This window comes from Howardella ureilytica (assembly GCF_054657495.1).
Map to the genome: position 1 here is coordinate 122,896 of NZ_BAAHYP010000003.1, position 23,276 is coordinate 146,171.

The window sequence follows — 23,276 nt, forward strand, 5'->3', positions numbered from 1 at the left end:
AATATTCACTATTCGTAACTTATGTAAACATATGCGGAATAACGGTAAAGGGGACGGGAGATTGAAAGAGACTTCAATGGACAGATATGCTTCTGTCGGAGAAAAGATTCTCGAAAATGTAAAAAAAGACTTGTTTATCGCAATGAGAGGAATGTTTGCGGTATTTAACAGATTTGATTTTATACCGGACCCAAAGTCGAAGCTTATGTCAACGGACGGAGAAAATATATATTTTAATCCCATGCTGCTTGTTCAAAAATATACGGAAGATCCGGTATATATAAACAGAGCATACCTTCACATAAGTCTACACTGTCTTTTTCTGGCTCCCTTTACGGGACCGGACAGCGAAGATTTCGACTGGAATCTTGCGGCGGACATTCATGCGGAATCAATAATAGATTCCATGGATATATCGTGTATTTTAAGTCCGGAGTCTGACATAAAGGAAAGCATATATAAAAAACTGCGTGAAAACGGAGATATTTACAGTATAAATTCAATATACAATATTATAAAGACATGGCCCGAAACCGAAAAATATAAACTTGCGGAATATTTTTATACGGACGATCATTCGTATTGGTATAAAATAAACGACAACGGACGCAAACAATCTGATTATAACGGGGATAAGTCGCATGAAAATGAACAAAAGGAAAATCCGCAGGATAATAAAAGTGATAATAATATTAAGAATGACAAAGAAATCAGTCAAAAAGATAATAAACAAAAAGAAGGAATTGGAGGAAATCAGGGAATTGATGAATCCGAAAAATCTTATACGCATAAAGTTGCCATAAGGCGCGATAAATTAAAGAAAGAATGGTCCGATGAGGCGAAAAAGACTAACGGTTTCTTTGCTTCATCCGGAACGGGCGACAGATTTAAGCAGTTGGCAAGATCTCTTGACAACGCCATTCAAAAGAAAATCTCATACAGGTTATTCCTTAAAAAATTTATGAGTCTGAAAGAAGACAATAAGCCGGATTTGGACAGTTTCGATATGGGATATTATAACTATGGCATATCTCTGTATAAAAATATTGCTCTTATAGAAGAAACGGAGGTTTCGGAAGAAGAGGCCGTAGACGGACTGGTAATTGCTGTTGACACATCAGGCTCATGCAGCGGAGATCTTGTTGAAAGATTTGTAAATACAACATATGGGATTTTAAAAACCGAAAATGTCATGGGGAAAAACACCAAAATCTATATAATAGAGTGTGACAATATCATTCAAAGAGTTACGGTTGCAGATAAAAATACGGATATTGACGGAATTTTCCGTAATTTTTCACCTAAGGGATGCGGCGGAACGGATTTCAGACCGGTATTTGAATATATAAACGATTTGCTTGGGAAAAGGGAAATAAAATCTCTTAGAGGTCTTATATATTTTACCGACGGGCGCGGAGTCTATCCGAAGAAAAAACCTGCATGGAAAAGCGCATTTGTATATTCCGACAGGGAAAACGGATTTAATATTGCGGCAGATGCGGATCGGATGAATGAATATACGGCGCCTTCATGGGTAATAAAATATACGCTTAAGGATGGAATAATTAAATAATGAATATTAAGACAGCAAAAGAAGAAATAATGAATACCGTAAAGGCGTATTCTCTGACTGATGAAAACGGCAACATGCTTATTGCCCGAAATCGTCAAAGACCCATCTTGATTATGGGAGCGCCCGGATTGGGAAAGTCAGCCATAATGGAACAGATTGCCGATGAAATGGGTATAGGTCTGGTAACATATAATATGACTCATCATACAAGACAAAGTGCGCTGGGACTTCCCGTTGTATCCGAAAGGACATACGGCGGTAAAAAAGTGAAGGTCACGGAGTATACAATGAGTGAAATCATAGCTTCCGTATATGATGAAATGAACGAAAAAAACACGGACAGGGGTATACTGTTTTTAGATGAGATAAACTGTGTTTCGGAAACCATGAGCCCTATTGTATTGCAGCTGCTGCAAAATAAAATGTTCGGACGTTTAAATATTCCGGACGGTTGGGTCATTGTATGTGCGGGAAATCCGGAAGAATATAACAAGTCGGTAAAAGAATTTGACATGGTGACCTTGGACAGAGTGAGGCAGATATGGATTCAGCCGGATTATAAAATATGGAGAGAGTATGCGCTTAATAACGGAATAGACGGGTCCGTCAATTCGTATCTGAGCATAAAAAGTGATAATTTTTATAAAGCAGAACTGAATATAGACGGTATGTCATTTGTAACGGCAAGAGGTTGGGAAGATTTATCGGATTGTATTAAAGCATACACGAAATTGGGTCTGGAAATAAAAGAAGAAACCATAATAGAATATATAACCGACGAACAGACAGCGTCCGATTTTTATAATTTTTATCTGCTCTATAAAAAATACGAAAAAGTATTTGATATGGATAAGATACTTTCAGGTGAATATATTAAAGAGGATTATGTCAATATTCCGTTTGACGGAAGGGTAAGTCTTATAGGAATTATAATTGCTCATTTAAATAAAGACTTTAAGGAATCTGAAAAAATGACAAAAGTTCAGGACGGACTTTATAAATTTATAAAAGCTTCTGCGGACGGAGTTTCTCTTTCGGATATCAGGGCGGAAGATCATTTTGAAAGGATTTCATATTCCGTTTTTAAAGATTGGTATTCAAAATCCGCGGATACGGAAGAATTAAAGGCGAAATTTTTTGAAAGAAATGAAGAAGTCGAGAACTTTAACAGTGCTTTAAAAAATAAATTGGACAGATTTTACGGCTTTATTGAAGATGTATACGGAAAAGCGGAAGAACTTACATTGTTTACGACAGAGCTGGCAGCGGGAAAATCCGGAATGTTCTTTATGACGGAACATAATTATGAAAAATTTTTTGAATATAACAGAAGATTGCTTAAGTCCGACTTCACGGAGGAAATGAATTTATTAAATGAATTAACGGAAGAGTAAATGTTTGATTTGGGTCCGTGTCATAATAAAGTTCTGTTTCCTAATACGTAAAATTTTATTTATTATTATAACTAAGTGTATAAATTCATCATGATAAGGCATCGAAAGATACCCCCTGGGGGGTTAAGATATGTATACAGATTAATTAATATACAGCATATAAAGTATTGTATGTGTATGATACTTGATTTTCTGAATATAAGAGGTGTGTGTCATGTTACTTAATGAAATAGAATCATACTGGACCAACAGAGCAGAAGGATATTCCAAGCTCAACAAACAGGAACTGGCCGGAGCTCAGAGAATGCTTTGGGGCAATCTTATTGAAGCAAATATGCCGGAGCATTTAAAGAATGTTAAGGATAAAAAAGAAATTAAAGTTCTTGATATCGGTACGGGTCCGGGATTTTTCTCAATTCTTCTTACGGAAAGAGGATATAATGTAAGCGCCGTGGACTGTACCGAAGAAATGCTTAAAAAAGCAAAGAATAATGCCGGTCCTCTCGGGGATCAAATAGATTTCAGAAGAATGGACGCTCAGAACCTTGAATTTGAAAGCGAAGAGTTCGATCTCATAGTGACAAGAAATTTGACATGGGTTTTGGAAGATCCGGAGAAGGCATATAAGGAGTGGTACAGAGTTTTAAAGAACGGCGGCAAGCTCCTTAACTTTGATGCAAACTGGTATTGCCATTTAAGCGATGAGGCCAAGAAGAGAGAATACGATATTACCAGAGAAGATCTTAAAAGAAACGGGGTATATGATTATTTTCTTGACGGTGAAGGTATCGACAACGATTGGATGGAGGATATCGCAAGACAGATTCCTTTGACATATATAATCAGACCTAATTGGGATATATGTAAGTTAAAGGATATAGGTTTCAGCAAAGCGAATGCGGGAACGGAAGACGTCTATAATGTTTTGACATCGGAAGAAAGAGAGAATTATAAGAATAATCCAATGTTTATGATTAATGCCGTAAAATAATCCGTTTTTCCGTTCAATGATTGTTTTTCTTTAATTTAATCTTATTGGTACGGGATATCTTAACAGACACAAAAGAGAGCCTTAATACTTATATAGAATAAAAGCCGAATTATTGATGCATTTGCATCAATAATTCGGCTTTTATTCTTTGACAAAATATCCGTAAGAGCATGTTATATGAATTTTATAATTACAAGCTATATTGCGGTGCCCCGAAATGTTATAATTCAAATACACCTTACTTTTTGTATTCACGGATTTTAATCTGCGGAATACGGCTGAAAAAGATTTATGAAATAGTTATTTGTCATTTCGAATATGGTACTTACGATATATAAAGGTGCAATAAGAAAGGGAGCATAGTCAAATGTCAGTAAGAGTTAACATAGAGCCTGCGGCAGTATTTAAAAAACCGCCTGTTATTCAGGAATTGTTATTGCCGGGGTGGGAATACGGAACATGGGATAAGGGATTTGCCCTTGAGCCGGGGGACATAGGCAACAATACGCTTGTTTATGAAGATGAGAAAATAGCAAGGGGAATCAATTTGGAGAGAGCCAATTACTTTGTATCTCTCACACACTCGGATCCGACTTCCAGAAAGGAAATATACGGTTTTTACGAATATCTCAGAAAGATCTGCGAAAAAATGAATGTAAAAAAGTTTTCGCATAACGGTATAAAAATGCTTTTATCCGATATTGACAATCTTGTTGATATTGACATAGATAACACAAAAAGAGCTTTAAGCGAAATGGCGGATAAGATTAACAATGGAGAAGTACCGGTATATTTTATATTCGGTGTAAAGAATCCGATTGCGATAGATAAAAATGAGATGGAACAATTCGGGTCTGATATAGACGAATTTGCGGAGTATATGGATAAAATGCAACAGCATGATTATTATTATTCGGCTCCCATATCAACGGTTGAGAAAAAGATAGACCAAAAGACCAAGGGGTTTTTCGGAAAAAACAGGACAAAAGGATTGAAGCCGGATGTAAGTGTTACTCACACCGTTCCTGCCGGCCGTGATACAATTTTTCCGATAGTACCGAGAGTATTTTCAAAAAAGCCCGTAAATGTAATAAAAAGGGATGTTCTTCTTACATTTGATAAATATGACAGAGAAAGAGTGGATTATAATAAATTCGTATCTCTCATTGATAAGTCGAGAAAATACGATGCGGACTGCTGTGTAATCAATCTTTCGGATGAAGAGATGAAAAATATCCTCAGGGAAATACAGTGATTTTATTAAAATCCGGTTCATCGGGTTTTGATTAAGTCATATAACCGATATATAATCATAAAAATAAATACAGATATAACAGAAGATAATATAAAAAGTCATTACATGGGTATTTTGCCCGGGTAATGACTTTTTATATGTTTTAATAACAGTATGGTTATATATAGGTGGTTTAAATAATTCGTAATTTTCCGAATTATTACGGTTTAATATCATCTTCAAGCCAACATTGATCATCTCCGAGATTAACGGCAAAGAGTTTATTGTTATATGCATCATATTTCGCCTGATGGAATCTGAATAATGTGGTTCCGTCGGAAAGATTATCTATAATTTCTATTTTTCCAAGCGGATGAGACATTCCGTATCTGAAGCACTTTGCCTGCCCGTTAAGCAGAGAACGGGTCTCATTAATGATATTTACGGCCTTTTTTATAGGTACCTGGAACTGGTGCTTAACTCCCGTAACGGGACGGCATTGGAACACATAATAAGGAACGATACCGACTGATGTGAGTTTTCTGAGAAGAGTTGAAAGCACTTCGGGATTATCATTTATTCCTTTAAGAAGAACCGTTTGATTTTTAATGACAAGTCCGGCATTTCTCAATTTATTTATTGAATCAACGGCCTCCGGTGTAAACTCATTCGGATGATTAAATTGCGTAACAACCATAATCTGTTTGCGTTCGTTGTATTTTCGAAGGATATCTACAAGTTCCTTATCCTCAGTGATTCTTTGAGGGAAAACAACTGGTGTTCTTGTTCCGAATCGTATAAAGTCAAGATTATCCAATTCCGCCAACGGTTTTAAAAACGCTTCGATAACGGAGGTTTCATTGATAAATGCATCGCCGCCGCTTATTAAAACATTTGATATTTCTTTATGTTCCTTTATATATTCTACAATCTTAGGATATTCCTTCAGAATCTCCTCTCCCGAAAGACCTACCAGTCTTTTTCTGAAGCAGTGTCTGCAGTACATTGCGCAGATATTTGTGGACAGAATAAGAGCCGTCTGTTTGTATTTATGCTGTAATCCCTCAATAACCGTATTGGATGCCTCGCCGCTTGTATCGAGAGAACCGTCCGTGTCAAATTCATCAAGTGAAGGCAGACACATTTTTCTTATCGGATCGTTTTTGTCTTCCCAATTAATAAGCGATAAATAATAATCTGTTACCGTCATAGGATACTTTTCAAGTAAATCATGATATTGTTCGGTTTCGTTATCCGACAAATGGAGAAGTTCTGCCAGGTCTTTCGCTTCCGTAATATTTGTCTTTAGCTGTTCTTTCCAATTCATATCCCAAGTTCCTTTCGACATATTATTTATAAAGTATAACATTTTTTTGGACATAATGCTCGGTCAAGAGCAGGTGTTTACATATTATTCAAATTTTGTTTAAAGATATGCATATAAAAAGTTAAATGTGATTAACATAATGGTATTAATATAAAAACATAAAATAATATTTTACACGAAAAACGGTATTTTATCGTACGGTTTAAAATTCTGTTAAATACGAATTAATATGTGAGAGGGGGGATGTTTATGAAGTATGCGGAATTGTATAATGATGGAAATCGACGTAATAATTATCTTCATAAGAACAGGGGCAAAGAAACAACTTTTCAATATAAGATAGACGAAGAAGATGAGAAAATGTATAAAAACATGTTTAAAGCATATACGTCCGTAAGCGTGAACGAGTGGCTTGTATCGTATTTATTTACATTGATAATATATGCTGTCCTGTTAATTACTCTGTCGGTTATTAATATTGAAATGTATACTGCTTTATGGAATATCATACCGGCGCATATTAAAGTTATTTTTCTGTTTTCCCTTTTCTTTTTTATACATGGATTTAGAGCCAGAAATATTATCCTAAATGAAATAAAAGCAAAATATTCTCCGGAAATTGTGCATGAATTAATAAAAAAGAACATGAGAATTAAGAAAATTGTCATCGGAGGAGGTAATTTAAATTACATATGCGTCGATATGTAAAAAAATATATAAAGAAAAAATAAAATCATAATAATAGTAATTATTACTATTGACGAATTTAATAATAAGAGTTATTATTACGTCATCGAACAGATACATGATAATTAATCATTACTGATAACAAAACAAAGATTTATTTTAAAATTTAGGAGGAACTTATTATGTCATTAATCAATAAAGAAGTTGCAGATTTCACAGTACAGGCTTATCAGGCAGGTGAATTTAAGGAAGTAAAGAAGGCAGACATCGCAGGTAAGTGGAGCGTATTCTTCTTCTACCCTGCAGACTTCACATTCGTTTGCCCTACAGAGCTTGAAGATCTTCAGAACAGATATGCTGATTTCAAGGCAGCAGGTTGTGAAGTATACTCAGTTTCAACAGATACACACTTTGTACATAAGGCATGGGCTGATACATCAGACAGAATCAAGAAGCTTGAGTATGTAATGCTTGCAGATCCTACACATGCACTTTCAACAGATTTCGAAGTACTTATCCCTGAGTCAGGTCTTGCTGAGAGAGGATCATTTATCGTAAATCCTGAAGGAAAGATTGTTGCATACGAAGTAAATGACGGTAACGTAGGACGTAACGCAGATGAGTTATTCAGAAAGCTTCAGGCTTGCCAGTTCGTAGCAGAGCACGGTAACGAAGTTTGCCCTGCTAAGTGGACACCTGGTGCAGAGACACTTGAGCCAAGCCTTGACCTTGTAGGTAAGCTTTAATTTTGACGATACGGTCAACAGCTATTAAATGAAAGTGCTCTTTACATATTGATGCTCATATGTAAAGAGCACTTTTTTTAGAACAAAACTCTTATAAAAACAATTGATAAATAATTTATTCATAGTACAATAGTGTCAAGTTAGTTGCTATAGACTAACTGTACTGAGATAAGAGGTGATGATTATGAATATTAACGATATTGATAAAAGTAAAATGTATGATGTGATTGTAGTGGGAGGCGGTCCTGCAGGTCTTACATCGGCGATATATCTTGCGAGAGCAAAATACCGCGTACTTGTTCTTGAAAAAGAAAATTTCGGAGGACAAATAACAATAACGGAAGAAGTTGTTAATTATCCGGGTATCTTACAGACAAGCGGTGCCGAACTTACGGAAACAATGAGAGTTCAGGCCGAGAACTTCGGTGCTGAATTTATGTCCGCGGAAGTTAAGTCTTTGAACGTTGAAGGAGATATCAAGACGGTATCCACATCAAGAGGAGATTTATATGCGTATGGAATTGTTTTCGCAACCGGAGCACATCCGAGAATGATAGGATTTAACGGCGAGGCTGAATTTAAGGGAAGGGGCGTTGCATATTGTGCCACATGTGACGGTGAATTCTTTACGGGAAAAGAAGTATTTGTGGTAGGCGGCGGATTTGCAGCAGCTGAAGAAAGCGTATTCTTAACTAAATTTGCAAAACATGTAACGGTTCTTGTAAGAAAGGATGATTTTTCCTGCGCGGCGTCGGTATCGGATAAAACAAAGAATCATGAGAAAATAACGGTTATTACCAATGTAAATGTCGAAGAAGTAAGCGGCGATGATAACGGCGTAAATTACATCAGATATAAAAACTCCAAGACAGGTGAAGTTACGGAATACAAATCAGATGAGAATTTCGGTGTATTCGTATTTGCCGGATACGAGCCGGAAACAGAACTTCTTGACGGAATAGCCGAACTTGACAGGGGTTATGTTGTTACAGACAGAAATCAGAAGACGAGTGTCGACGGTCTCTATGCTGCGGGAGATGTATGTATAAAGAACCTCAGACAGGTGGTAACGGCTGTGGCGGACGGCGCAATTGCCGCAACTGAGCTGGAAAAATATGTGGCTAAGCTTCATGAAAAAACAGGATTCTCTCCTGCGGTTAAGGAAGCGAAGGAGCCTGAGAAGACTGCGGATGCAGGCAATGCTCCGGCTGCAAAGGATGCAAGCGGTTTATTTAATGACAAAATGCTTGCCCAGCTCAACGCCGTATTTGACAGAATGGAATCAAAGGTTATCCTTAAGCTCTATCTTGATAACAGCGAAAAGGCCGAAGAGTTGGAAAATTACATGAATGCAATAGGCAACTTAACGGATAAAATCATTGTAGAGAAAACGGGAGAAACAACCGATTACATGCCTTGTGTAAAGGTTTATCGCGAAAACGGACAGTATACCGGACTTGCGTTCCACGGAGTTCCGGGAGGACATGAATTTACATCATTTATCTTAGGATTATACAATGCGTCAGGTTCAGGCCAGAGCATCGACGATTCGGTAAAGACAAGAATAGAAAATGTTAAAGAACCTATAGACATGAAGGTACTTGTTTCACTTTCATGTACAATGTGTCCGGATCTTGTTGTTGCGGCTCAGAAAATGGCAACATTAAATGACAATATTACAACGGAAGTATTTGATGTTATGAACTATGAGGAATTAAAGAACAAATACAATGTTCAAAGTGTTCCTTGCCTTGTAATAAATGACAGCGAAATTTCATTCGGAAAGAAGAATATAGAGCAGCTTGTTGACCTGCTTGCGGAAAAGACAGGTTCAATCTGATATATTAAAAAGAGACGTATACCGCGAAGAGTGCAGCATATCATTATGATATGGGGCACAATGCGGAAAGCGTCTCTTTTTGTGTTTATGTATTTTAATATGCATGCGGTTAACTGCATATAAAACGAAATAACCTGTATTCAATGACAAATATATATTTAAGTAATATAATACAAATAATTATTATTGCGCATTGTACTTAATTCGGCGTTTTGTCATATATAATGCGTATCTGATTAACGGTTTTAAAGAGGTTACAATGAGAGTAGGATTCTTTGATTCGGGGCTTGGCGGATTATCCGTATTAAATCACGCGCTTAAAGTTCTCCCGAAGGAAAATTTTTTATACTATGCCGATGTAAAGAATGTTCCATACGGAAATAAGAGCAGAGAAGACATTTTAAAATATTCGGAAGAGGCAATTGATTTCCTGGTTGAGCATGGATCTAAAGCCGTGGTAATAGCCTGTAATACCGCGACAAGCGCAGGAGCGGAGGTTATAAGGCGGAAATATCCCGATATTCCGATAATAGGGATAGAACCTGCGGTTAAGCCTGCAATATTAAAATATAAAACGGATAAAAGAATTCTTCTTCTGGCAACCAATGCAACAATTGAGGGTGAAAAGCTTGAAACTCTTATTAACAAATATGACACGGAGCACAGAATAGATAAAAAAGGTCTGAAAAATCTTGCCCAATATGCCGAAGACGGTATATTTGATAAGAAAATAATACTTCCGTATCTTAAAGAGGAGCTTAAGGGGTATACATTGGATCAATACGGAATATTGATACTGGGATGTACCCATTACATTTTCTTTAAGGACAGTTTCAGGGAACTTATAGACGGAGTACAAATTATAGACGGAGGCAGGGGAACCGCCATGCAGCTTAAGCGACGTCTTGAACAAAACGGACTTCTTGCAACAGATGCCGACAAAACGGACGGAGAGCCGAGAGTAATATACTTTGAATCGGGAGTACGGGTTACGGACAGAAAAAAACTTGAGACTATTGAGATGCTTAATGACAGATTTATGAATATGGAGATGTTATAAACAGTTGATATAACGGAGAAATAATGAAAGTACGACAGCCTTATTACTATAAACAATTCAAATGTACAATGAGCAAATGCAAAGATAACTGCTGCAGGGCCTCATGGGATATAGAAGTGGATGAAGATGCCGTAAATTATTACAAAGCATCCATATATGAAGATAAGTTGATGAATTCAATAGAGGATACGGAAGGTTATGATTGCTTCAAAAAGAAAAACGGAGCATGTGTCTGGTTGGAAAAAAACGGTCTGTGCGGAATGTACGGGCGTTTCGGAGAAGAATATCTTGCAAATGTATGCGTACAGTTTCCGAGATTTACCGAATATTTCGGAGATTTTAAGGAAACGGGCATAGGTTGTGCCTGTGAAGAAGCCGTAAGAATTATTTTAGAATCGGATATTAATTTCAAAACAGAGGAAATTGAAGAAGCGTACGACGTTTCGGATGAAAGCTGTGCTGAAAAAATAAACGAAAAACTAAAAGATTTTGTATTCACGTTGAGAGAAGAATTGTTTAAGATATTTGCCGACGGAAAAATGTCTTCCGGCAGAAAACTTACAATATATTTAAATGTATGCTCTGAATTGCAGGACGTTATTAATTCGGAAGAGTTTCTGAAAGAAGACGCGGATTATAAGAATAGGATTTATGACACGATTGAAAGAGTAACTTTCGATGTTTTGCACAAAGCCTCATATAAGGATGACATAAGTGCCGAGACAGAGGAAATACTTACGGCGTTTTTTGAAGTACCGGATATGGAAGAAGAGTATGAAAAAGCACATACAAAGCTTGAAAAGCTTATTTCAAAGAAATATCACGGAAAAAAGATAATAAAAGCATTTAAAGATAGCCGAAACGTTATTGAAAAGCAGAAACGTGCGGATGATTACGATAAGTTTATCATATATCTGATTTACAGATATTTCGGAAAGGCTGTCTTTGACGGAGACATTTTACTTAAGGCAAAATTTGCCGTGGCGATGTATATATGTCTCAGGTTATTCGATATATATTATCTTGAGATAAATAATAATGTCATGACATTGGAAGACAGAATAGAACAAATTAAAATGATTTCAAGGCAGTTTGAATATTCTGAAGACAACATGGAGCAGCTTACGGAGGACTTTTTGTTTGAAGAGGGATTTTCGAGGTCTGCATTCAGAAAAATATTGGCTGTATTTTATTAGGAGGTTACCATGGCTGCTGGAATAGCTGACAGTACGGATATTAATATAAATGAGATTAAATCAGAGACGGAACAGTCTGTAAGAGAACTTATTGATGCGGCAAAACTCGAAGAGGAAGATATTCTTGTTGTCGGATGTTCATCAAGTGAAATTGCGGCTCATATGATAGGCACATACTCAAGTGAGGAAATAGGAAAAACAGTATTTTCGGCGATAAAAAATGTATGTGACGAAAAGGGCATTTATCTTGCGGCTCAATGCTGTGAGCATCTTAACAGAGCTCTTATTGTTGAGAAAAAATGTGCTTTGAAGTACGGATTAACAAGGGTTAATGTTGTTCCGGTACTTAAGGCGGGAGGTTCTTTCGGTACGGCGGCATACAATGGATTTGAAGAGGCGTATGCCGTTGAATCCCTTGAAAAAAAGGCCGGAGCGGGAATAGACATAGGAGATACATTTATCGGAATGCATATGAGAGATGTGGTGGTTCCCGTAAGAGTACATACGGACAGAATCGGAAATGCGCATGTGACATTTGCCAGAACGAGAGCTAAGTTTGTCGGAGGCGACAGAGCCGTATATAACGAAGAATTAAAATAATATGATACCGCGTCAAAAGTTCGCCGCAGTGCATGGCTTCATGGGACATGCGGCAGGACTTACAGACAGTTAATCATAATATAACTTTAGGAGCGATAATGATAACTTCAACATCAAATGAAAGAATTAAGTGGGTAAGCAGGCTGCAGACCCTAAGGAAAGAAAGAGATATTCAGGAAGTTTTTGTTACCGAAGGCATGCGAATGCTCAGAGAAGTACCTAAAGACAGGCTTTTAAGCTGTTTTTGCACGGAGAGCTTTTTGAGACGTTACCCGTGGATAGAGGATACCGCCAACCGGCTTGAACACGGATTGGAGCTGGTAAGCGATAAAGTGTTTGATAAAATTTCGGATACAAAGACACCTCAGGGAGTTCTGGCGGTAGTTAAGCGTGAACATTTTGTATTGGATAATTATATAAATGATAAATCGTTTTTTGTTATTTTAGAGAATATTCAGGATCCGGGAAATTTGGGTACTATTGTGAGAATGAGTGAAGCAGCGGGCGTTGATGCGGTAATTACGGGAAGCGGAACCGTTGATGTCTATAATCCGAAGACAATACGTTCAAGTATGGGTTCCATATACAGAATGCCTGTTATCTATTCCGAAGACTTGCTAAGTACGGTTGAAAAGCTTAAAAATAAGTCGATAAATATTTTTGCCGCCACTCTTGATGATTCGACGAAATATTATTCATGCGATTATAAAAAACCGACGGCATTTGTAATAGGAAATGAAGGAAACGGCCTTACAGATGAAATGATTGCTTTATCGGACTTTAATATAAATATCCCGATGTCGGGAGAAGTGGAAAGTCTTAATGCCGCCGTGGCTACTTCCATACTTTGTTTTGAAGCCGCAAGACAGAGAGGAAAGTGATGCAATTATCGTTTGATTAAAATTTCATTATAATTCGGGGGTGGATATGGACTATACGTTGGATGATTTTTTCAGAGAATATCCGAAAATTGCAATAGCGTTTTCAGGGGGAACGGATTCCTCATATCTGTTGTATGAAGCTATGGCACACGGAGCGGATGTAAAAGCATATTTTGTAAAGGGGGCATTTCAGCCGGTTTTTGAACTTGAAGATGCATTGAAGCTTGCCGATAAGCTGGGAGCCGATATGGAAATAATCAACAATGACATTTTCGCTGATGAAAAGGTTATATCAAATGATGAACTTCGTTGTTATTATTGCAAAAATGCGGTATTCGGAAAGCTGAAAGAGATATCTGAGAGAGACGGATATGAGTATCTGTCGGACGGAACCAATGCGTCGGATGACCCAAGTGACAGACCGGGGATGAAAGCCCTGGAGGAGTTAAATATACTTTCTCCTCTTAGAATGTGCGGTCTGACCAAGACGGAAATAAGAAAGAGATCCAAAGACGCTGGTTTATTTACCTGGAATAAGCCGTCATATGCATGTCTTGCAACAAGAGTTCCCGTAGGAAGTCCCATTACAAAAGAAATATTAGAGAATACGGAGAAAGCCGAAGGCTTTCTTTTTTCTCTGGGTTTTACCGATTTCAGGGTAAGGTATGCTGACGGAACGGCTAAAATACAGGTTCCGTCGGAACAAATGGAACGCATTCTAAAGCACAGACACACCATAATTATGGAATTTAAAAAATTTTATAAAGACGTCGTCCTTGATTTGAAATCAAGAGATGAATAAGTTTATGGTTTCGAAGGGCAATTTTCTTATGAGACAGAGTAAAGATTATGAACAGTGACATAAAAAATATTTTAGAACAAGTGAAGTCGGGGCAAATATCTGTGGAAGAGGCCGCTCTGCAGATAAAAAGAGAGCCTTTTGCGGATATAGGATATGCTAAACCGGATTTGCACAGAAGAGTACGTCAGGGAGCATCGGAAGTCATATACGGCGAAGGTAAGACCGCGGAGCAGATAATCGGAATTGCGAATGTATTAAAAAAACAAACGGAAAATGCAATTCTTATTACGAGACTTTCAAAAGAGAAGGCGGACTCAATACGCAAAGTCCGTGACATGGATTACAGACCGGAAGCAAGAATTGGAATAATCGGAAAGATACCTGAGCCTGACGTAACGGGAAATATCCTTATTGCGACAGGAGGGACAAGTGATATTCCGGTTGCGGAAGAAGCAGCCGTTACTGCCGAAGTTTACGGAAATATTGTTACAAGATTATACGATGTGGGAGTTGCGGGAATACACAGAACACTTTCACATATAGATGAAATAATGAAAGCAAGTGTAATCATTGTGGTAGCAGGCATGGAGGGAGCTCTTGCAAGCGTAATGGGAGGTCTTGCCGACTGCCCGGTAATCGCCGTGCCTACGAGCGTGGGATACGGAGCTTCATTCGGAGGACTTGCGGCTCTTCTTTCGATGCTTAATTCATGTGCCGACGGAATTGCCGTGGTAAATATAGATAACGGATTCGGTGCAGGAACCATGGCAAGCAGAATAAATCATATGGGGTAATATAAATGAGGACATTGTATATAGACGCGTCAATGGGAGCCGCCGGAGACATGATAACAGCGGCATTGTTGGAACTTATGCCAAATGAAAAAAGTACACTGAACAGGCTTAACAGAATCGGAGTGCCGAATGTTGAATATCGTTTAAGTAAGGTTAATAAAGCCGGAATTATGGGAACAAATGTGGAGGTTCTCATAAACGGTGTGACGGAAAACGACAATACGGATGATAAAACAGAGGCCGACAGGCACACACATCATACTCTTGAAGATATAAAAAATATTATAGATACTTTAAATCTGCCGAAAAAAGCAAAGGAAGATACGAAGGCCATATACGGACTCATAGCCGATTCTGAAGGTAAAATACACGGAAAACCCGCGGGGGAGGTGCATTTTCACGAAATCGGTGAATATGATGCAATAGCCGATATTGCAGCGGTAAGTTTTCTGATAAATGAATTAAAGGTAAAAAACATAATTACTTCTGCGGTCAATGTCGGATGCGGTACCGTGAGAAGCGCTCACGGAGTTATGGCTGTTCCCGCTCCGGCTGCCATTGATCTGTTGACTGGAGTTCCCATATATTCGGACGGAACAGAGGGCGAATTATGTACTCCGACGGGAGCGGCAATAATAAAATATTATGCCAACGCATACGGAAACATGCCTCCCATGGACGTAATAAAAGTGGGATACGGCGCAGGTAAAAAGGATTATGCAAGAGCCAATATTTTAAGAATTTCACTTGGTAATATGATAGATATTTCCGGTTTTGCCGAGCATGGCAGGGATTCCGTGCATACGGAAAGTATCGGATCGGATAACGGAGATGTACTGGGCACAATACTCAGTCAGAAGAAAAAACTCATAAATACAAAAATTTATGACATTGCAAAAGAGTCCGCCAACTCATTTTACGAAAACGGCATTACCGACAGGGTTATCGAATTGAGATGCAATATAGACGATCAGTCGCCGGAACAAATATCATATGCGAGTGAGGTTTTGTTGGGTAACGGTGCTCTTGATGTATATTCAACGCCGGTTGTGATGAAAAAAGGGCGTCTCGGTACACTTTTTACCGTCATATGTAAGGAAGAAAACAGAGAAAAGATAATAAAACTTATTTTTAAACATACCACAACCATAGGAATCCGTGAAACTTTATGTCACAGATATATTCTTGACAGAAAAGAAGACTCTTTAACAACGGATTACGGTATGGTAAGGGTGAAAACCGGATTTGGCTACGGAACCGTAAGACATAAATATGAATATAATGACTTAAAATTTATTGCCAAAAAGACGGGGCTCAGTATTCAGGAATTAATCGAAAAGCTGGATTCATGATTATAATTTTATTTTAATATGCCGTATTAATGATTATATATTAAAAGGCTGTGTTATAGCTCGTTAGATCAGTATATGTTTCATAATATATACGGATCTAACCGAATATAATACACCTTTATTTTTATGTACACTAATATGCGGCAAATACATTACAATAAAGATACAAAACTTATTGAAGAAATTTAATAATATTACTTTAATTATAAATAAAATGTGAAAAAAATTTTATCCGTAACCGTAGGGGGGGGATAATTAAAAACCATAATGTATGTATTATATACAAAGAATAAAATCGAAAGAAGAGGTATGTGTTGTGACAAAGTATGTAATAAAAAGACTGTTACAGCTTATTCCCATCGTTTTGGGAATAACGTTTCTGTCTTTTGCCATGATGCAGGTGGCAGGAAGTGACTTTGTTGAACAGGCGGCCAACAATACGGGAATAATTGCTTCCGACGAGGCTATGCAAAGAGCGAGGGAGGCGCTTGGGCTCGATAAACCTTTTATAATCCAATATTTCAGTTGGTTGGGCGGTTTGTTGCAGGGGGACATGGGAATAAGTTATGTCTCGGGCAAAGATGTTTTCGGCACTTTTATTTCAAAACTCCCGGCAACACTTCTTCTTACTCTGACTTCGGTTATTGCAACCATGGCAATTTCAATTCCGCTCGGAATACTTGCGGCTGTAAAACAAAATAAAATAACGGACTATATTATAAGAATAGCATCTCTCATAGGCAATTCTTTGCCTAATTTTGTGGTTGCGATTCTTTTAATGTACTTCTTATCCATAAAATTGGGATGGTTTCCCATACTTTCTAAGGGTACATCTTTATACAGCGCAATCCTTCCGACTCTTACCCTTGCCATATCCATGGGCGCCAAGTATTTAAGACAGGTAAGGGCTACCGTCCTGGAGGAATTGAACAAAGATTATGTTACAGGTGCAAAAGCAAGAGGCGTAAGAGGCAAAGTCATTCTCTGGGGAAGCGTGCTTAAGGCGTCGATGCTTACCATAGTAACATTGCTTGCAATATCCATAGGTTCGCTTCTGGGAGGAACAACAATAGTCGAAAGTATTTTCGGATGGGACGGAGTCGGAAAGCTTGCGGTCGATTCGATTACCATGAGAGATTATCCCATGATTCAGGCATATGTTGTTTGGATGGCAATCATTTATGTAATTGTAAACTTAATAACCGATTTGCTTTATAATTACCTGGATCCGAGGGTGCGTCTTGGGATAGGAGGTGTATGTGATGAATAATACACCGACCGTCCGTATACAAAAAATCAGAAAGAATCGAACCAGGACAATGCTTATTGTGTTCGGCATTCTGGCGGCGGCATTATTGGTATGTTCCGTTATTGCTCCGCTGTTATGCCCGTATGATCCGTATGCGCAGGATCTGAGCAAATCTTTGCAGCCGCCGTCGGCGGAACACTGGCTCGGCACGGACAGATACGGAAGAGATTTACTTTCAAGAATAATCATAGGAAGTCAGACAAGTATATATTCTACACTGCTCCTTGTGGCGGTTATGACGGTAGTCGGAACTGTGCTTGGAGTGATTGCAGGTTTGTACGGCGGAATTATTGATACGATTATAATGCGTATATCCGACATATTTCTTGCCTTTCCGGGGCTTGTTTTTGCTCTTGCGGTAGCCGGGGCTCTCGGCGGAGGCGTGCAAAATGCAATTATAGCTCTTGCGGCCGTGGGATGGCCTAAGTTTGCAAGACTTGCAAGAAGCCAAACGCTTGCCCAAAAGAAACAACAATATATGGATGCGGCTAAAATATCCGGTGACGGTATGTTTCATATTATAATATGGCATTTAATGCCTAATATAATAGGGCCGATTATAGTCACCGCCGTACTGGATATCGGAACTTCCATGATGGAGATTGCCGGACTTTCATATCTCGGACTGGGAGCCATGCCTCCGGTAGCCGAGTGGGGAAGCATGATGAGCGGGGCAAGAGAATTTATTCAAACCGCTCCGTGGGTTGCTTTCGGACCGGGAATAGCAATATTCATATCGGTCGTTATATTTAATATGCTTGGAGATACAGTAAGAGATTACTTTGATCCAAGACAGAGAACTAAGTAATAAGCATACGAATTAAGTTATATACAAGGTTCGGTTATGTTTATATTATTGTCAGTTTGTTTGGAGGAATATTAATGAAACTTAAATCAAAATTGCTTACGTTGGGATTGATTGCATCGGCGGTAGTTCCGCTTGCCGCATGCGGAAACGGTTCAGGTCAGGGTAATTCAACGGCTGAGAAAACATTTGTATACGGAACCACGGGATACGGAAAAGACATGCTCAATGTGGGAACCAACCCTCATGACGGATATACGGGATGGAGTACGTTAAGATACGGTATCGGAGAAACTCTTTTTAAGTATGACGATTCAATGCAGATTCAGCCATGGCTTGCAAAATCATATGAGTTTATCGACAACACTCATGTTAAAATCCAGCTTCGTGATGACGTAACATTTTCAAGCGGAAGAAAAATGGACGCCACTGCGGTTAAGCAATGCCTTGACGACTTAATAAAGGTCAATGACAGAGCGCCTTCCGATTTAAAGATTGCCAATATTACGACAGACGGAGACTATACTGTCATAATAGAGACAAGCGAGCCTACACCTGCCATTATCAATTTCTTAAGCGATCCTTACGGATGTATTATAGATATGAATGTTCCTGAAAAGGATATGATAGTTGCCGGTACAGGTCCGTTTATCGCAACAAGCGTATCGGATACACAGATCGATCTTGTGAAGAATCCTAATTACTGGGGCGGAGATGTTAAGCTTGATAAGTTAACCGTTAAGGGAATTGTGGACGGAACGACTCTCACAAATGCACTTCAGAACGGAGAAATCGACGCAACATACGGTCTTCCTTATGCGAGCTACTCACTTTTTGAGAACAACTCTGATTATAAGATAAGTTATGTGGAAACAAGCCGTCAGTTCTTTGGTAAATTTAACTATAATACTGCCGCTCTTAAGGATCAGAACGTAAGAAAAGCAATCTCCATGGGAATTGATAAAGAGGGATTTGTTAATACACTCCTTAACGGACACGGCGCCGTATCCAAGGGACCTTTCCCGGCATCGTTCACCTTTGGCGATAATACCGTGAATACGGTTTCATACGATCCGGAGGGAGCAAAAGCACTCTTGGAACAGTCAGGCTGGGTTGACACAGACGGCGACGGAATAAGAGAAAAGGACGGACAAAAACTTTCACTCAGATGGGTAACATATCCGGGCAGACAGGAATTGCCTCTTCTCGCAGAATCGGCACAGGCGTCTCTTAAAAATATAGGTGTGGATATTCAGGTTAACTCAACACAGGACCACAAATCATTGTGGAAGAGCGGACAGTTTGATATATATGTAAGCGCAATGGTAACAGCTCCTACGGGAGATCCTGAGTATTTCTTCAACACGCATGCGGTTACGGGTGCGCCTTCAAACTATGAGGGATACAGCAACGCCAAGCTTGACGCATTGGCAAAGACTCTTCACGGCACATTTGATACAGCCGAAAGAGGAAAGATTGCTACACAGATGTCACAGATAATACTCGACGACAACGCATACTTCTTTGCGTCTCACTTAAAGATGGGTATTGTAACTAAATCAGGAGTAACAGGTCTCGAACCTCATCCATGCGATTATTATGAAGTAACTGCCGATCTTGATAAAAACTGATAACAGTATAATTATAAGAATATAAACACAGGAAAGCCACGGTGACGGTTATTTCGCTATGTACACATGGCTTTCCTTTTTATAACCATGTACATATGTCATAAGTAACACATACATGAAACCTGCCGACAAATTGCTTTTATAACGTGATATTTAAGCATAATCAAAGAGCCGTTACCGGTGATATATGTACATGGTTATGAAATAACTAACAAATACGGAGCAGTATTATGACCAATTATTCAGAAAATAAACCCATACTGAAATATGAACATGTGGATATCTCATATAGGGGTAAAAAGGCGGTAAGAGATGTGAGCTTCACTCTCCGTGAGAGAGAAATAATGGGGCTTGTGGGTGAATCCGGAAGCGGTAAGTCCACTATTATAAAAGCGGCCATGAATTTGTTGGGAGAGGACGGTTTGGTTACCAAAGGCGACATATGGTACGGGAATTACGACCTTCCGGATTTGAAAGGCGAAGAATTAAGGAAAATATGCGGACCGGAACTGGCAATGATATTTCAGAATGTAGGACTTTCAATGTGTCCAATCAGAAAAATCGGCAGTCAGATTTACGAAAGCATAAATGAGCATTTCAGGATTTCAAAAGAAGAATTCAGGACAAGAGTCGGCGAAATAATGAATATTATCGGTCTTACGGATTATGACAGAATTCTCGACAGTTATCCTTTTCAATTATCAGGTGGTATGAACCAAAGGGTAGGTATTTGTATGGCGATGCTTATGAATCCGAAGGTTCTGTTGGCGGATGAGCCTACATCCGCACTTGACGTTACGACACAGAAAAAAGTAGTGGAAGAAATGTTGAAAATGCGGGATAAATACGGGACATCCATGATAGTTGTCACGCATAATATAGGATTGGTTGAAAAAATGTGTGATACGGTGGTTGTCCTTAAGGACGGTGAAATCAGAGAGTTCGGCGATGCAAAAGAAGTAATCAATAATCCGCGGGATGAATATACCAAACTTCTTATGAATTCTGTGATTAAAATAAAAAAAGCCCGGTAAAGAGACAGACGTAAATAATTTACGGATATATCCGTATGCATATAATAAGCTGACAGGGAACTCGTTATATGGGTATGTGTCAGTGCAATATATTATTTATATCCGACATTTGATATTCTTAGACAGTGGCATATGCCTGTTAAAACTAAAATTAAGGAAGATAATATATGGAACATATATTAGAAGTAAACAAATTAACAAAGATTTTTAAAAAGAAGGGAATGGAATTCGTCGCTGTTGACAATATCTCATTTGTTCTAAATAAAGGCGAAAGCCTCGGAATAGTGGGAGAATCGGGAAGCGGAAAAACGACACTCGTAAGAATGATCACAAGACTTCTTCCTTCGACATACGGGGAAATAATACTTAACGGAGAGGATATTACTAACATCAGAGGCAAAAAATTAAGAAAGGCGTATGCAAATATGCAAATGGTATTTCAATCACCTTATGACTCGTTTGACGGACGTCATAAATTGGGAAGAAGTATCATAGAGCCTATGATTAATAACGGATACACAAAGGCAGACGCCTTAAGAAGAGCAGAAGAACTTTTTGAAAGGTGCAGTTTATCAAAGGAACTTCTCGATAAGTTTCCCCATGAGGTTTCGGGAGGTCAATGCCAGAGAGCGGGTATCGCCAGGGCGATCTCAATTTGTCCGAAGCTTCTTATATGTGATGAGTGTACATCCGCTCTTGACGTTACAATACAGAGAGAAATAATTGATTTACTTAATGAATTCAGAGAAGAAATGGATATGTCATATTTATTCATATCGCACGATTTGGGAGTAGTTCAAAGCTTTTGTGACAGAGCAATCGTAATGCATAACGGTAAAGCCGTGGAAGAGGGGGATGTTGATGATATAATTAACAACCCTCGGAATGAGTATACAAAAAACCTGGTTGATTCCGTCATATAATATATACAGTATAATTTAGTTTAAAATAAGTTTAGTTAAAATAAATTTAGTTTCTATCCCCGTATACGGGTTAAAAAAATAATGGTATTAACTATAATGATAATTGTTCATACCTTTTTTCAATATATCTGAATTCCCGTTGTCCGGATACTACCATAACAGTGTCTGGATAACGGGGATTTTTTGCATATGTTGACGTTGATTTATCCGTTGATTAAAACGGACAAAGCGTTATTATATTTAATAAATGCCGTGCTGCGTAAATATGTGAACAGTCTGATAAACGCCGTTGCGGTAAGTAATATTAACAGTCATGTTTTAAAATTTAATCGGAGGAAGTTATGGACAAAAGGATATCGGAAATAACAATGAAAATGATAAATTATGATAAAGGCGATGCCGCGAGAATACAGCATTTTATTAAAGTGCATAATTTTGCCAGAGTTATAGGTGAAACAGAGGGGTTGGATGAGGAAACGCAGTTTATATTGGAAGCGGCAGCGGTACTCCATGATATAGGAATACATAAGAGTGAAGAAAAATATAATTCCTGCGACGGAAAGTATCAGGAGATTGAAGGTCCGTCGGAGGCGGAAAAACTGTTGAAAGATATCAAAGGTATATCAAAGAAGGAAGAAGAAAGAATATGCTATCTTATTGGACATCATCATACATATACGGAAATATCCGGAATGGACTATCAGATATTGGTTGAGGCTGATTTTCTTGTTAACCTTTTTGAGGATCCCGATTTATCCGGTAAAGCGGAAAATATAAGAGAAAACATATTTAAAACCGAAAGCGGTATAAAAATATTAGATGATATGTTTTTGGAAAAATATGACACAAATTATAATTAATAAATGTATTGTATTAAATTTATTATACAATAATGCAGATATGCAATAATTTATCGGTTAATTATACGCCGGTTTTAAAATATCTCGTTTAACATGAGCGGTTGAAATGCCGTAAAGCCGCTTTCTGTGCAGGTTTCTGCGGTTTTTTGAAAAACAAAAAATAAATTTAAATATTTTTCAAAAAAAGTGTTGACATTATATTGGGGTGTTGATATTATATACAAGTCGCCGCGACAA

Annotated in this window: 21 protein-coding genes; 20 read left to right on the plus strand and 1 reads right to left on the minus strand. The window is 38.2% G+C overall.

Translation table 11 applies throughout. From position 1 onward, the window contains the following. Positions 1 to 61: 61 nt before the first annotated feature. The 4 genes from ACYQ1N_RS02555 to ACYQ1N_RS02570 all read left to right on the plus strand — a co-directional run bounded on the left by ACYQ1N_RS02555 (position 62) and on the right by ACYQ1N_RS02570 (position 5,213). Positions 62 to 1,573 (plus strand): VWA-like domain-containing protein, encoded by a 1,512-nt coding sequence (locus ACYQ1N_RS02555; RefSeq protein ID WP_459832378.1) that lies wholly within the window; start codon positions 62 to 64, stop codon positions 1,571 to 1,573. Next, positions 1,573 to 2,967 (plus strand): ATP-binding protein, encoded by a 1,395-nt coding sequence (locus ACYQ1N_RS02560; protein ID WP_459832381.1) that lies wholly within the window; start codon positions 1,573 to 1,575, stop codon positions 2,965 to 2,967. The genes ACYQ1N_RS02555 and ACYQ1N_RS02560 overlap by 1 nt, the downstream gene beginning before the upstream one ends. A gap of 214 nt (positions 2,968 to 3,181) precedes the next feature. Further along, positions 3,182 to 3,958: a class I SAM-dependent methyltransferase gene (locus ACYQ1N_RS02565; protein ID WP_459832384.1), complete on the plus strand. Its 777-nt coding sequence runs from the start codon at positions 3,182 to 3,184 to the stop codon at positions 3,956 to 3,958. 367 nt (positions 3,959 to 4,325) lie between these two features. Next, the gene (locus tag ACYQ1N_RS02570) at positions 4,326 to 5,213 is read left to right on the plus strand and encodes a DUF4299 family protein (RefSeq protein WP_459832386.1); all 888 of its coding nucleotides are present in this window, start codon (positions 4,326 to 4,328) and stop codon (positions 5,211 to 5,213) included. 199 nt (positions 5,214 to 5,412) lie between these two features. On the opposite strand, the gene ACYQ1N_RS02575 is transcribed toward ACYQ1N_RS02570, so the two are convergent. After that, the gene (locus tag ACYQ1N_RS02575) at positions 5,413 to 6,573 is read right to left on the minus strand and encodes a KamA family radical SAM protein (RefSeq protein WP_459832388.1); all 1,161 of its coding nucleotides are present in this window, start codon (positions 6,571 to 6,573) and stop codon (positions 5,413 to 5,415) included. 195 nt (positions 6,574 to 6,768) lie between these two features. On the opposite strand from ACYQ1N_RS02575, the gene ACYQ1N_RS02580 reads away from it, so the two are divergent. The 16 genes from ACYQ1N_RS02580 to ACYQ1N_RS02655 all read left to right on the plus strand — a co-directional run bounded on the left by ACYQ1N_RS02580 (position 6,769) and on the right by ACYQ1N_RS02655 (position 23,039). Then, positions 6,769 to 7,227: a hypothetical protein gene (locus ACYQ1N_RS02580; RefSeq protein ID WP_459832391.1), complete on the plus strand. Its 459-nt coding sequence runs from the start codon at positions 6,769 to 6,771 to the stop codon at positions 7,225 to 7,227. Positions 7,228 to 7,388: 161 nt separating this feature from the next. Then, on the plus strand, positions 7,389 to 7,952 hold the full coding sequence (ahpC, locus tag ACYQ1N_RS02585) for an alkyl hydroperoxide reductase subunit C (protein ID WP_459832393.1): 564 nt from the start codon (positions 7,389 to 7,391) through the stop codon (positions 7,950 to 7,952). 184 nt (positions 7,953 to 8,136) lie between these two features. After that, positions 8,137 to 9,792, plus strand: a complete 1,656-nt coding sequence (locus tag ACYQ1N_RS02590; RefSeq protein ID WP_459832395.1) for an FAD-dependent oxidoreductase — start codon at positions 8,137 to 8,139, stop codon at positions 9,790 to 9,792. A gap of 259 nt (positions 9,793 to 10,051) precedes the next feature. Further along, complete coding sequence (gene murI, locus ACYQ1N_RS02595) at positions 10,052 to 10,852, plus strand: glutamate racemase (RefSeq protein WP_459832398.1); 801 nt, start codon at positions 10,052 to 10,054, stop codon at positions 10,850 to 10,852. A gap of 23 nt (positions 10,853 to 10,875) precedes the next feature. Continuing rightward, positions 10,876 to 12,048: a flagellin lysine-N-methylase gene (fliB, locus tag ACYQ1N_RS02600; RefSeq protein WP_459832400.1), complete on the plus strand. Its 1,173-nt coding sequence runs from the start codon at positions 10,876 to 10,878 to the stop codon at positions 12,046 to 12,048. A 9-nt stretch (positions 12,049 to 12,057) separates the two neighbouring features. Further along, positions 12,058 to 12,648, plus strand: coding sequence for a TIGR01440 family protein (locus ACYQ1N_RS02605; RefSeq protein ID WP_459832402.1), 591 nt, complete (start codon positions 12,058 to 12,060; stop codon positions 12,646 to 12,648). A 98-nt stretch (positions 12,649 to 12,746) separates the two neighbouring features. Beyond that, positions 12,747 to 13,529: a TrmH family RNA methyltransferase gene (locus ACYQ1N_RS02610; protein WP_459832405.1), complete on the plus strand. Its 783-nt coding sequence runs from the start codon at positions 12,747 to 12,749 to the stop codon at positions 13,527 to 13,529. A gap of 46 nt (positions 13,530 to 13,575) precedes the next feature. Then, complete coding sequence (larE, locus tag ACYQ1N_RS02615) at positions 13,576 to 14,331, plus strand: ATP-dependent sacrificial sulfur transferase LarE (RefSeq protein WP_459832407.1); 756 nt, start codon at positions 13,576 to 13,578, stop codon at positions 14,329 to 14,331. A gap of 47 nt (positions 14,332 to 14,378) precedes the next feature. Then, positions 14,379 to 15,125 carry a nickel pincer cofactor biosynthesis protein LarB gene (gene larB / locus ACYQ1N_RS02620; RefSeq protein ID WP_459832410.1) on the plus strand — a complete coding sequence of 249 codons (747 nt, stop codon included), beginning with the start codon at positions 14,379 to 14,381 and terminating at the stop codon, positions 15,123 to 15,125. Between the two features lie 5 nt (positions 15,126 to 15,130). After that, positions 15,131 to 16,477 carry a nickel pincer cofactor biosynthesis protein LarC gene (gene larC, locus ACYQ1N_RS02625; RefSeq protein WP_459832412.1) on the plus strand — a complete coding sequence of 449 codons (1,347 nt, stop codon included), beginning with the start codon at positions 15,131 to 15,133 and terminating at the stop codon, positions 16,475 to 16,477. A gap of 316 nt (positions 16,478 to 16,793) precedes the next feature. Next, on the plus strand, positions 16,794 to 17,747 hold the full coding sequence (gene nikB / locus ACYQ1N_RS02630) for a nickel ABC transporter permease (protein WP_459832414.1): 954 nt from the start codon (positions 16,794 to 16,796) through the stop codon (positions 17,745 to 17,747). Then, positions 17,740 to 18,594, plus strand: a complete 855-nt coding sequence (gene nikC, locus ACYQ1N_RS02635; protein WP_459832416.1) for a nickel transporter permease — start codon at positions 17,740 to 17,742, stop codon at positions 18,592 to 18,594. The genes nikB and nikC overlap by 8 nt, the downstream gene beginning before the upstream one ends. Positions 18,595 to 18,668: 74 nt before the next feature. Then, positions 18,669 to 20,222, plus strand: coding sequence for an ABC transporter substrate-binding protein (locus tag ACYQ1N_RS02640; RefSeq protein WP_459832419.1), 1,554 nt, complete (start codon positions 18,669 to 18,671; stop codon positions 20,220 to 20,222). Between the two features lie 230 nt (positions 20,223 to 20,452). Continuing rightward, positions 20,453 to 21,256, plus strand: a complete 804-nt coding sequence (locus tag ACYQ1N_RS02645; RefSeq protein WP_459832422.1) for an ABC transporter ATP-binding protein — start codon at positions 20,453 to 20,455, stop codon at positions 21,254 to 21,256. A 167-nt stretch (positions 21,257 to 21,423) separates the two neighbouring features. Then, positions 21,424 to 22,179 carry an ABC transporter ATP-binding protein gene (locus ACYQ1N_RS02650; RefSeq protein ID WP_459832425.1) on the plus strand — a complete coding sequence of 252 codons (756 nt, stop codon included), beginning with the start codon at positions 21,424 to 21,426 and terminating at the stop codon, positions 22,177 to 22,179. A 341-nt stretch (positions 22,180 to 22,520) separates the two neighbouring features. Then, the gene (locus tag ACYQ1N_RS02655; protein WP_459832428.1) at positions 22,521 to 23,039 is read left to right on the plus strand and encodes an HD domain-containing protein; all 519 of its coding nucleotides are present in this window, start codon (positions 22,521 to 22,523) and stop codon (positions 23,037 to 23,039) included. The last annotated feature ends 237 nt before the right edge of the window (positions 23,040 to 23,276 follow it).

Excerpts from the sequence above, each read along its gene's own strand:
- ACYQ1N_RS02560 (WP_459832381.1), top strand. The coding sequence starts at position 1,573 with ATGAATATTAAGACAGCAAAAGAAGAAATAATGAATACCGTAAAGGCG.
- ACYQ1N_RS02565 (WP_459832384.1), top strand. The coding sequence starts at position 3,182 with ATGTTACTTAATGAAATAGAATCATACTGGACCAACAGAGCAGAAGGA.
- ACYQ1N_RS02570 (WP_459832386.1), top strand. The coding sequence starts at position 4,326 with ATGTCAGTAAGAGTTAACATAGAGCCTGCGGCAGTATTTAAAAAACCG.
- ACYQ1N_RS02575 (WP_459832388.1), bottom strand. The coding sequence starts at position 6,573 with ATGTCCAAAAAAATGTTATACTTTATAAATAATATGTCGAAAGGAACT.
- ACYQ1N_RS02580 (WP_459832391.1), top strand. The coding sequence starts at position 6,769 with ATGAAGTATGCGGAATTGTATAATGATGGAAATCGACGTAATAATTAT.
- ahpC (WP_459832393.1), top strand. The coding sequence starts at position 7,389 with ATGTCATTAATCAATAAAGAAGTTGCAGATTTCACAGTACAGGCTTAT.
- ACYQ1N_RS02590 (WP_459832395.1), top strand. The coding sequence starts at position 8,137 with ATGAATATTAACGATATTGATAAAAGTAAAATGTATGATGTGATTGTA.
- murI (WP_459832398.1), top strand. The coding sequence starts at position 10,052 with ATGAGAGTAGGATTCTTTGATTCGGGGCTTGGCGGATTATCCGTATTA.
- fliB (WP_459832400.1), top strand. The coding sequence starts at position 10,876 with ATGAAAGTACGACAGCCTTATTACTATAAACAATTCAAATGTACAATG.
- ACYQ1N_RS02605 (WP_459832402.1), top strand. The coding sequence starts at position 12,058 with ATGGCTGCTGGAATAGCTGACAGTACGGATATTAATATAAATGAGATT.
- ACYQ1N_RS02610 (WP_459832405.1), top strand. The coding sequence starts at position 12,747 with ATGATAACTTCAACATCAAATGAAAGAATTAAGTGGGTAAGCAGGCTG.
- larE (WP_459832407.1), top strand. The coding sequence starts at position 13,576 with ATGGACTATACGTTGGATGATTTTTTCAGAGAATATCCGAAAATTGCA.
- larB (WP_459832410.1), top strand. The coding sequence starts at position 14,379 with ATGAACAGTGACATAAAAAATATTTTAGAACAAGTGAAGTCGGGGCAA.
- larC (WP_459832412.1), top strand. The coding sequence starts at position 15,131 with ATGAGGACATTGTATATAGACGCGTCAATGGGAGCCGCCGGAGACATG.
- nikC (WP_459832416.1), top strand. The coding sequence starts at position 17,740 with ATGAATAATACACCGACCGTCCGTATACAAAAAATCAGAAAGAATCGA.
- ACYQ1N_RS02640 (WP_459832419.1), top strand. The coding sequence starts at position 18,669 with ATGAAACTTAAATCAAAATTGCTTACGTTGGGATTGATTGCATCGGCG.
- ACYQ1N_RS02645 (WP_459832422.1), top strand. The coding sequence starts at position 20,453 with ATGACCAATTATTCAGAAAATAAACCCATACTGAAATATGAACATGTG.
- ACYQ1N_RS02650 (WP_459832425.1), top strand. The coding sequence starts at position 21,424 with ATGGAACATATATTAGAAGTAAACAAATTAACAAAGATTTTTAAAAAG.
- ACYQ1N_RS02655 (WP_459832428.1), top strand. The coding sequence starts at position 22,521 with ATGGACAAAAGGATATCGGAAATAACAATGAAAATGATAAATTATGAT.